8 protein-coding genes, 1 tRNA gene and 1 riboswitch are annotated in these 7,893 nt (G+C 58.1%); of the genes, 2 read left to right on the forward strand and 7 right to left on the reverse strand.

Going from position 1 to position 7,893, the window contains the following annotated elements; genetic code table 11:
- Positions 1–174 precede the first annotated feature (174 nt).
- The 4 genes from NW852_RS07300 to clpP all read right to left on the reverse strand — a co-directional run bounded on the left by NW852_RS07300 (position 175) and on the right by clpP (position 3,526).
- On the reverse strand, positions 175–507 hold the full coding sequence (locus NW852_RS07300; protein WP_414363814.1) for a ribulose bisphosphate carboxylase small subunit: 333 nt from the start codon (positions 505–507) through the stop codon (positions 175–177).
- An 8-nt stretch (positions 508–515) separates the two neighbouring features.
- A complete protein-coding gene (gene rcbX / locus NW852_RS07305; protein WP_414363813.1) occupies positions 516–923 on the reverse strand; it encodes a RuBisCO chaperone RbcX in 408 nt (135 codons plus the stop codon).
- 74 nt (positions 924–997) lie between these two features.
- Positions 998–2,422 carry a form I ribulose bisphosphate carboxylase large subunit gene (locus tag NW852_RS07310; RefSeq protein ID WP_414370665.1) on the reverse strand — a complete coding sequence of 475 codons (1,425 nt, stop codon included), beginning with the start codon at positions 2,420–2,422 and terminating at the stop codon, positions 998–1,000.
- A 501-nt stretch (positions 2,423–2,923) separates the two neighbouring features.
- A complete protein-coding gene (gene clpP / locus NW852_RS07315) occupies positions 2,924–3,526 on the reverse strand; it encodes an ATP-dependent Clp endopeptidase proteolytic subunit ClpP (protein ID WP_011430060.1) in 603 nt (200 codons plus the stop codon).
- Positions 3,527–3,857: 331 nt separating this feature from the next.
- Between clpP and NW852_RS07320 the strand changes: the two genes are divergently transcribed.
- Positions 3,858–3,930, forward strand: a tRNA-Glu gene (locus tag NW852_RS07320).
- Between the two features lie 138 nt (positions 3,931–4,068).
- On the opposite strand, the gene NW852_RS07325 is transcribed toward NW852_RS07320, so the two are convergent.
- The 3 genes from NW852_RS07325 to cobO all read right to left on the reverse strand — a co-directional run bounded on the left by NW852_RS07325 (position 4,069) and on the right by cobO (position 7,327).
- On the reverse strand, positions 4,069–4,413 hold the full coding sequence (locus NW852_RS07325) for a DUF1815 family protein (protein ID WP_414363811.1): 345 nt from the start codon (positions 4,411–4,413) through the stop codon (positions 4,069–4,071).
- A gap of 752 nt (positions 4,414–5,165) precedes the next feature.
- Positions 5,166–6,539, reverse strand: a complete 1,374-nt coding sequence (locus NW852_RS07330; protein WP_414426598.1) for a cobyrinate a,c-diamide synthase — start codon at positions 6,537–6,539, stop codon at positions 5,166–5,168.
- A gap of 17 nt (positions 6,540–6,556) precedes the next feature.
- Complete coding sequence (gene cobO / locus NW852_RS07335) at positions 6,557–7,327, reverse strand: cob(I)yrinic acid a,c-diamide adenosyltransferase (protein WP_414370669.1); 771 nt, start codon at positions 7,325–7,327, stop codon at positions 6,557–6,559.
- Positions 7,328–7,382: 55 nt separating this feature from the next.
- On the opposite strand from cobO, the gene NW852_RS07340 reads away from it, so the two are divergent.
- Entirely contained in the window at positions 7,383–7,751 is a 369-nt protein-coding gene (locus NW852_RS07340) for a hypothetical protein (protein WP_414335902.1), read from the forward strand.
- 68 nt (positions 7,752–7,819) lie between these two features.
- Positions 7,820–7,893: riboswitch (SAM riboswitch) on the forward strand. This riboswitch is flagged as partial in the annotation.

Below are 7,893 nucleotides of genomic sequence, written 5' to 3' on the forward strand. Positions count from 1 at the left end.
CCTTCGCGACAGCGTTGTGTAGCAATAACGAGGCAAGGAACCGTTTCGTTGCTGTTTGAAATGACTGTTTTTTGAGAGTGAGAATGGCTATGCGAAGCAAGAAATAAAAAAGAGGGAGAAGCTCTCCCTCCGCGCTGATTGACTGGGAATTAGACCAATTGCCCCGAACCTCTCTTAGCGTAGGCCGCTGGGCTTGTAAACCAAGAAGCTGAGTACCTGGCACTGCTTGATGTTGTCGAAACCCACCACACGGATGAAGCAATTGGGGTAGGCGCTGCGGCAGGCCTGTACCTCGGTCAGCACCTCCTGGGGAGAAGTGGCGCTGAAGAGGGGCAGCTTCCACAGAGTCCAGTAGCGAACCGTCGGTTCAGAGGATTCGTTGAATTCAATGGCAGGGATGTAGCCCTGATCCAAGATGTACTGCACCTGCTTGATAATTTGCAGATCCGTTAGCGGCGGCAGGTAAGAAAGGGTTTCGTAGTGGCGCTCTTTCGGTAAGGTTTGCATGACTAAAGTTACTCCGTTTCAGGTGTAGGGTTCTGTAGAGGGGATCCTGCTTCCGGGTGCGTGACCGGCAGGGATCCCGGCGCGGAGGTCAGCCGTTCCAGGTGGCTACGGCGGTGTTCCATGTTGGCCTGTTGAATGCCGGTCTTGGCCATTTCCGGCAGGTAGTCCACCACCTCCGCCGCAATGTGCTCGCGAACGGTCATGATGCGATAGGCCAGGTCAGGCCGCTCTGCCAGCAAAGCCCGCAGGTAGGTTTCCCCCTCCTGAAGGTTTTGCCGGGCCGAGAACTGCTGCAGCCAAAGAGCCCTAGGAGGATCCGTCTCGCTCAGTTGGGCCAGCACCGTGCGCATCGCCTGATAGGTCAGGTAGCTGATCAAGGTTTTGGCCGTATCTTTGGCGATCTGTTTCAGATCCATGACCAGTCCAGGGGCAAGCCGAAGCAGCGGGGCAAGAGAACGGTGGGGATCCCTTGCCCCCGGCAGATCTTTCTTTAAAGCGTATCGACGGGCTTGAATTCGAACTTGATCTCCTTCCACAGCTCGCAGGCAGCCGCCAGCTCTGGCGACCACTTGGCTGCTTCGCGGATGATGTCGTTGCCCTCGCGGGCCAGATCCCGACCTTCATTGCGGGCCTGGATGCAGGCTTCCAAGGCCACCCGGTTGGCCGTCGCGCCTGGAGCGTTCCCCCAGGGGTGTCCCAGGGTTCCGCCCCCAAACTGTAGCACCGCGTCGTCGCCGAAGATCTCCACCAGCGCTGGCATGTGCCAGACGTGAATGCCACCTGAGGCCACCGGCATCACCCCGGGCATAGAGGCCCAATCTTGGGTGAAGAAAATGCCACGAGAGCGGTCGGCCTCCACGTAGTTTTCCCGCATGAGATCCACAAAGCCCATGGTGATGGCGCGGTCGCCCTCCAATTTGCCCACCACCGTACCGGCATGCAGGTGGTCGCCACCGGACATGCGCAAGCACTTGGCCAGCACCCGGAAGTGGATGCCATGGTTTTTCTGCCGGTCAATCACGGCGTGCATGGCGCGGTGAATGTGCAGCAGGATGCCGTTGTCGCGGCACCACTTAGCCAAGCTGGTGTTGGCGGTAAATCCGGCAGTCAGGTAGTCGTGCATGATGATGGGGGCGCCAATCTCCTTGGCAAACTCCGCCCGTTTGAACATCTCCTCACAAGTGGGCGCCGTCACGTTCAGGTAGTGCCCCTTGATCTCGCCAGTCTCTGCCTGCGCCTTGTGGACAGCCTCCATCACAAAGAGGTAGCGATCCCGCCAGCGCTGGAAGGGCTGGGAGTTGATGTTTTCGTCGTCTTTGGTGAAGTCCAGACCACCCCGCAGCGCCTCGTACACAGCCCGTCCGTAGTTTTTGGCGGAAAGGCCCAGCTTGGGCTTGATGGTGCAGCCCAGCAGCGGGCGGCCGTACTTATTCAATTTGTCCCGCTCCACCTGAATGCCGTGGGGAGGGCCCTGGAAGGTCTTCAGGTACGCCACCGGGATCCGCACATCCTCTAGCCGCAACGCTTTCAAGGCCTTGAAGCCGAAGACGTTGCCCACGATCGAGGTGAGCATGTTGGTGACCGAGCCTTCCTCGAACAGATCCAGCGGATAGGCGACGAAGCAGAAGTATTGATTCTCTTCGCCCGGAACCGGCTCGATGTCGTAGCAGCGGCCCTTATACCGATCCAAGTCGGTGAGCAAATCTGTCCATACCGTTGTCCAGGTGCCGGTCGAGGACTCAGCCGCCACCGCCGCCCCGGCCTCTTCGGGGGGAACGCCCGGCTGAGGAGTAACCCGGAAACAGGCCAGGATATCAGTATCCTTGGGCGTGTAATCGGGCGTGTAATACGTGAGTCGATAATCCTTGACGCCGGCTTGATAGCCCTTTCTGGTTTGGGTTGCTGAGTAGGCCACGTTGATCTCCCTTTAACGCATGACAAAAATGCCATTCACAAATGTAGCCAAGATGCAAAAACCCAGGGGCAAAACCCCAGACCACCGGGTTTTTGGGAATGAGCCTGCCCCACACCTGTGAGGTCATACTTGGGCTTCAAGACACACTTCATCTACACAGATGAAAGTCCTGAACCCTCCTTCTCAAGCGCCTCCAATTGCTAGCTTCGACGCACTGGATTTTGTAAACCCAGTGGGAAGACCTCTAGACAGTGTCTAAGCTAGAATCTCGGCAGATGTAGATCCACACTGGTTTAATCCTAAGTTATCATCCGCAATGATGGGCTGATCATTACTTTCTTTATGAGTTCGATTAGTTTGGTTAAAGTGAGGCTTCTGGCTTGGGGCCGAAAATATAGATTTCTTTGGCTTTCTTAATATCCTTAGGGTGGGATCCCTGAAAAAGGCAAAAGCTCCCTTGAGAAGGGAGCTAGGTGGGTTTGTCTGCAGCGGCCAGAGGGGTTAAGAAACGGCGGCCAAGGATGGTTGGGGTCTCCTGGTAATCACCTGGTCGATGAGGCCGTATTCTTTGGCCTGCTCTGGAGTCATAAAGTTGTCGCGGTCGGTATCGCGTTCGATGCGCTCCAGGGGCTGACCGGTGTGGTAGGCAAGCAGGCTGTTGAGACTGTTTTTGATGAAGAGGATCTCTTTGGCCTGAATCTCAATGTCGGTGGCTGGCCCCTGAGCTCCACCGAGGGGCTGGTGAATCATGATGCGGGCGTGGGGAAGGGCAATGCGTTTGCCTTTGGCGCCCCCTGCCAGCAAAAAGGCTCCCATGCTGGCGGCCAACCCAATGCAGATGGTGGAGACATCCGGCTGAATGTGCTGCATAGTGTCGTAGATGGCCATACCGGCGTAGACGGAGCCGCCAGGAGAGTTGATGTAGAGGTAAATATCTTTCTCGGGGTCTTCGGATTCCAAGTAGAGCATCTGGGCCACGATCAGGTTGGCAATGTCGTCATCCACCTGGGTGCCCAGGAAGATGATCCGATCCCGCAATAGACGCGAGTAGATATCAAAGGCGCGCTCGCCACGTGCAGATTGCTCGATAACGGTGGGAATCATGCCAGTCCAAGCGATGGGTTATTACTTTTTAGTGTAGTGTAAGCCACCGGACGTCTGCTCCGCCTAGGACGGTTTGCCGCCCCCGGGCCGTACTGTGTTGCTCGGAGCCGGCAGCCTGTAGCGTTGACAGATTGAGGCATAGCATGGATGTGATCCCAGGTGAACCCCTCGTGATTGCCAGCTTGCTGGGCCTGGCTCTGCTGGGGATTTTGATCCTGAACTTGGCAGAACGGGACTCGGGAGACGCCGACTAGGAGAGGACATGAGAAAGATTTAAGTTGACAAAATTAAACCTCCCTCTTTACAATCAAGATCGCGTCGTTTCTGGGATGCCCCCATCGTCTAGAGGCCTAGGACACATCCCTTTCACGGATGCGACAGGGGTTCGAATCCCCTTGGGGGTATAAAGGACTGTAGTGAGTACTGGAAGTAGAGGGTCTCTTGGGCGCTGGCAAGAGTCTGGGGAGGGGCCCAGAGCTTGGCCTAGCCGAAGTGAAGTTCAGGGGATCGTAGGCTGTCTTTGTTGCCCAGTTGCATGGGAATCAACTGCTGGTGGCCAGAGCTTCTGCCGGCGCAGCAGCAGCCAGATCGTCTTTGATCAGCTCTGCCAGATCCTGGAGTTGGCGAATGGCTTCTGCCCCTTCTAGCTTCATGAGCTCCCGGTCATCCCGCATCTCCGTCCAACTGATAGAGCATTCGGAAACCAAAAAGCGAATCAAGTGCCCCTCCCGTAAGCTGACCATGAAGGAGGCGCTCTCAAATGAGGTGCCGCAGGTGTAGCAAGAAGCCGGGTAGCCCCGCTTCTCCAAAACGATGGCCAGAGCCTGCAAACTCATCACCAGGTCTTGAACGTAGCTGCGGTATTGCTCCGCCAACCGTGCGAACATCACACTCCTCCTATAGTGAGTTGGCCCATTGGGAGCGCATTCTAGTAATTTATGCCTAGTCACTTAGAGTCAGATCTAGCATAACAATCGACAAATCCTCAAGAAAGGGATCCATTTAGCCTCTCTCCAGAGATCAACCAAGGCTACTGAAGACCAAATAGCACGCTATGTAAAGTCTAAGGCAGTAGGATGTAGCATTTAACACTCTTCTCGGAAGAGACATTAAAGTTTACCCTAATTCAAAACTCTTGCCTGCTGGTCTCGGCTCTCTGCCAAGAACCGGTCAGTTTTCCTGCAGTGGGGCTTGGGCCCTGATCCTGAAGGGCTTTATCAGTGAAGATTTTGCCTGGCCGGGGCAATTGTGGCGGGGCTAGGCCTTACAGACGGATGGAACTAGGGTAAGTTCCCGAGGAATGATGCTGAGAAAAGACTCAGGAATATCACGGATAACTAGAGGGAAACACTCGATGTTGTGGCCTGCGGATTTGGAAGGAGGGAGACTGATTGCTTAAAGAGTCTCAAAGAGCAACTGGGGATCGGTGAAACCTGCTATCGGAGCGGATTTTGGCCCCTGAATGGCGATCTTTATCACTCCCCTGCTTTGAATTTGCATCCAACTTGCCGATCTCCGCTCCCAGAGCAGGCTGGCAGGTTTTTTTTGGACAATGACCAGCACCCTGTTGAGGCGAGGCCCAAAAAGCGGCTGAGGCGGACGCGACAACAGGAGACTTGGGCTACATCGCTGCTTCATTTTAGGCGGGATCAGGAGCGCCTTGAGCAATCCTTAAGAAATTCTGGAGTAGCCGCACTGCCAGATCGGGACGAGATCCCCAGTGGAGATGCAGGTAGGAAGCGTGCAGGCGCTGGCTGGTCCATCCTTCCTGGTGAGGCGGGGATCCCCAGATGTAGATTGGGTTGGGGGAGAGAGGGGTGCTGCGGGAGCGGTGAAATTCGTGCCCTCGTAGGCGATCCCCGGCCTTGGCCAGCAGGGTTGGGCGCAGGACAGTGGCCTCGCGGTAGCCCAGACACAGCCGGTCGCCCATGTCCACCTGGATAGGCAGCAGCCCGGCCAGGGGGTAGGTCTTTCCCTTGAAATCGGTGAGGGATCGTCCCAGCACCATCAGCCCGCCGCATTCGGCATAGAGGGGTGGGTGGGCGGGCGGCGGTGGGCGGTGGCTTATTTTTTCGGAGAGGGTCGCGGCAAACAGTTCTGGGAACCCGCCCCCCAGCAGCAGGCCATCGCAGGGATCCGGGGGCCACAGCCCCACCTGCAGGGGAGAGTACTCCAGCAGCTCGGCGCCACAGGCCCGCAGGAGATCTAGGTTGTCGGCGTAGTAGAAGTTAAAGGCGGCATCGCGGGCCACCCCTACCCGAACCCGACGCGGTTGTGGGGAAATCTCTGGCCACAGCTCCCCCACCGCCGGCGGCAAGGAGCGAATCAAGGGCAGTAGCTCATCCCAATTCAGGTGTTGCTCGGCCAGATCGGCCCAGGTCTCCTGCCAGCGGGGGAAGTGATCCAGTTCTGAGACGGGCACCAACCCCAGGTGGCGGCTGGGCAGGCGCAGATCCTCACGGCGGGGAAACTGGCCCAGGACCGGGATCCCCGCCGCCGCTGCTGCTTGCTGTAAAATCTGGCCGTGCCGCTCTGAGGCCACGCAGTTGAAAATCACCCCGGCAATGGTGAGGCGGGGATCAAAGCGGCTCAAGCCGTAGAGCAGAGCGGCCACCGTCATTCCCAGGCCGCTGCCGTCGATAACCAACACCACAGGGATCCCCAGCAGGCGGGCCACGTGGGCGCTGCTGGCAAAAAAGGGTTCTGTCTCGCCGGGCAGGGATGCGGGCGCTCGTCCATCGAAGAGGCCCATCACTCCCTCTACAATTGCTCCATCTTTGCCTTGGCAGTGGTGGCGAAAGCAGCGCTGCACAAAGTTCTCATCGGTTAAAAAGGGATCCAAGTTGCGACAGGGGATCCCGCTCACCGCTGTGTGGAACAGGGGATCAATGTAATCCGGCCCCACCTTGAAGGGCTGAATGCGCAGGCCCCGCCGCCTGAGAGCGGCCAACAGAGCCAGCGTGACAGTGGTCTTGCCGCTGCCGCTTGTGGCTGCCGCCACCAGAATGGCCATCTTGCCCTACCCAAGGACTAGAACTCAATGCCGATTTGCGCTTTGATCCCCTGGTCGCGGAAAGGATGCTTGACCAAGGTCATCTCGGTTACCAAGTCGGCCCGGTCGATCAGGGCAGCCGGCGCGCCCCGCCCGGTCAGGATCACATGCACCCGCTCCGGTTTTTCGGCCAGGCCGGCCAATACCTGCTCCAGGGAGAGGTACCCCAGCTTGAGGGCGACGTTGATCTCATCCAAAAGTACCAGGTGGTACTCGCCGCTGCTGAGCAGCTCCCGCCCCTTTGCCCAGGCCGCCTGCGCATGGGCGATATCCCGCTCGCGATCCTGGGTTTCCCAGGTAAAACCTTCCCCCATGGCGTAAAAGGCGATTTTCCCCAGGCCCAGCTCCGGATGGGCGGCCAACTGGCGCAACAATTTGGCTTCCCCCGGATCCCAGGCCCCCTTGATGAATTGCACTACCCCCACCGACAAGCCTTGGCCGAGGGCACGGAAGATCATGCCGAAAGCAGCCGTGCTCTTGCCTTTGCCCTGCCCTGTATGCACGATGATCAAGCCCTTGTCGTCGCGCATGCCCGATAGGCGCTGCCGCTGGATTTGCTGGCGGCGCTGCATTCTGCGGCGGTGCCCCTGGTAGAGGTCAGTCTCTCTGCCCGCTAGAGACTCCGTCCCGCAATTGCCAACGCCAACAGCCTCAGGCTCTGGTGTCGAGTGGGATCCCCAAGCCGGTGCAGAGAGGTCAGACATGGCGGGTTGGGCCATAATCAGAGGAAACTCGGGTGGGCCGAGCAAGCTCTTCCCCAGCAAACTGCTTTTATCCTACCTCTGGCTGGATTGGGCTGGGATCATGAAAGAACCGGCTACCGCTTTTCGAGATAGCCTGCTGATGTACTCCTTCATCTGGGCCGTGCTGGCGGTAGGGTGTTTTCAAGTCCTGCCCCGTTTGCAAATTGCCTCTGCCGCCCAGTTACAGCCGTGGCTGGGGCCCGCCTATCTGGCCGGGCTGGGGGGATCCCTGTTGGCGGCCCTGGGATCGATGTTGGCCGTCTTGGCGGAAACAACTGCGGGCGCTGCCAGCAAAAGGCATCTGCATCGCTTGGCTTGGGCACTGGGGGCGGTTGGCTTTCTGGGAGTTCTCTTCCCTCTGGGCTTGGCGGGCGTCTTTTTTCTCAGGGCCGCCCAGTCCACCGACTGGTGGCAGGAGCTGTTGGGTTGAGACCGGCCCAGAGCGCATTTTTTTGACAAATGCGTCGAGGTTAGGGGTACCATAAGAACAAGTTCCGTTCTTTATCCAGAGCAGACTGAGGGATCAGGCCCAATGAAGCTGCGGCAACCGGCGGAAGTCTCCGCTACGGTGC

It is taken from the genome of Synechococcus sp. H60.1 (genome assembly GCF_047462335.1).
GTDB lineage: Bacteria > Cyanobacteriota > Cyanobacteriia > Thermostichales > Thermostichaceae > Thermostichus.

What these genes read in the sequence shown, in the direction of transcription:
- NW852_RS07330 (WP_414426598.1), bottom strand. Translation starts at nt 6,539, where the DNA reads ATGGCCATTCTGGTGGCGGCAGCCACAAGCGGCAGCGGCAAGACCACT.
- NW852_RS07300 (WP_414363814.1), bottom strand. Translation starts at nt 507, where the DNA reads ATGCAAACCTTACCGAAAGAGCGCCACTACGAAACCCTTTCTTACCTG.
- clpP (WP_011430060.1), bottom strand. Translation starts at nt 3,526, where the DNA reads ATGATTCCCACCGTTATCGAGCAATCTGCACGTGGCGAGCGCGCCTTT.
- NW852_RS07340 (WP_414335902.1), top strand. Translation starts at nt 7,383, where the DNA reads ATGAAAGAACCGGCTACCGCTTTTCGAGATAGCCTGCTGATGTACTCC.
- rcbX (WP_414363813.1), bottom strand. Translation starts at nt 923, where the DNA reads ATGGATCTGAAACAGATCGCCAAAGATACGGCCAAAACCTTGATCAGC.
- NW852_RS07325 (WP_414363811.1), bottom strand. Translation starts at nt 4,413, where the DNA reads ATGTTCGCACGGTTGGCGGAGCAATACCGCAGCTACGTTCAAGACCTG.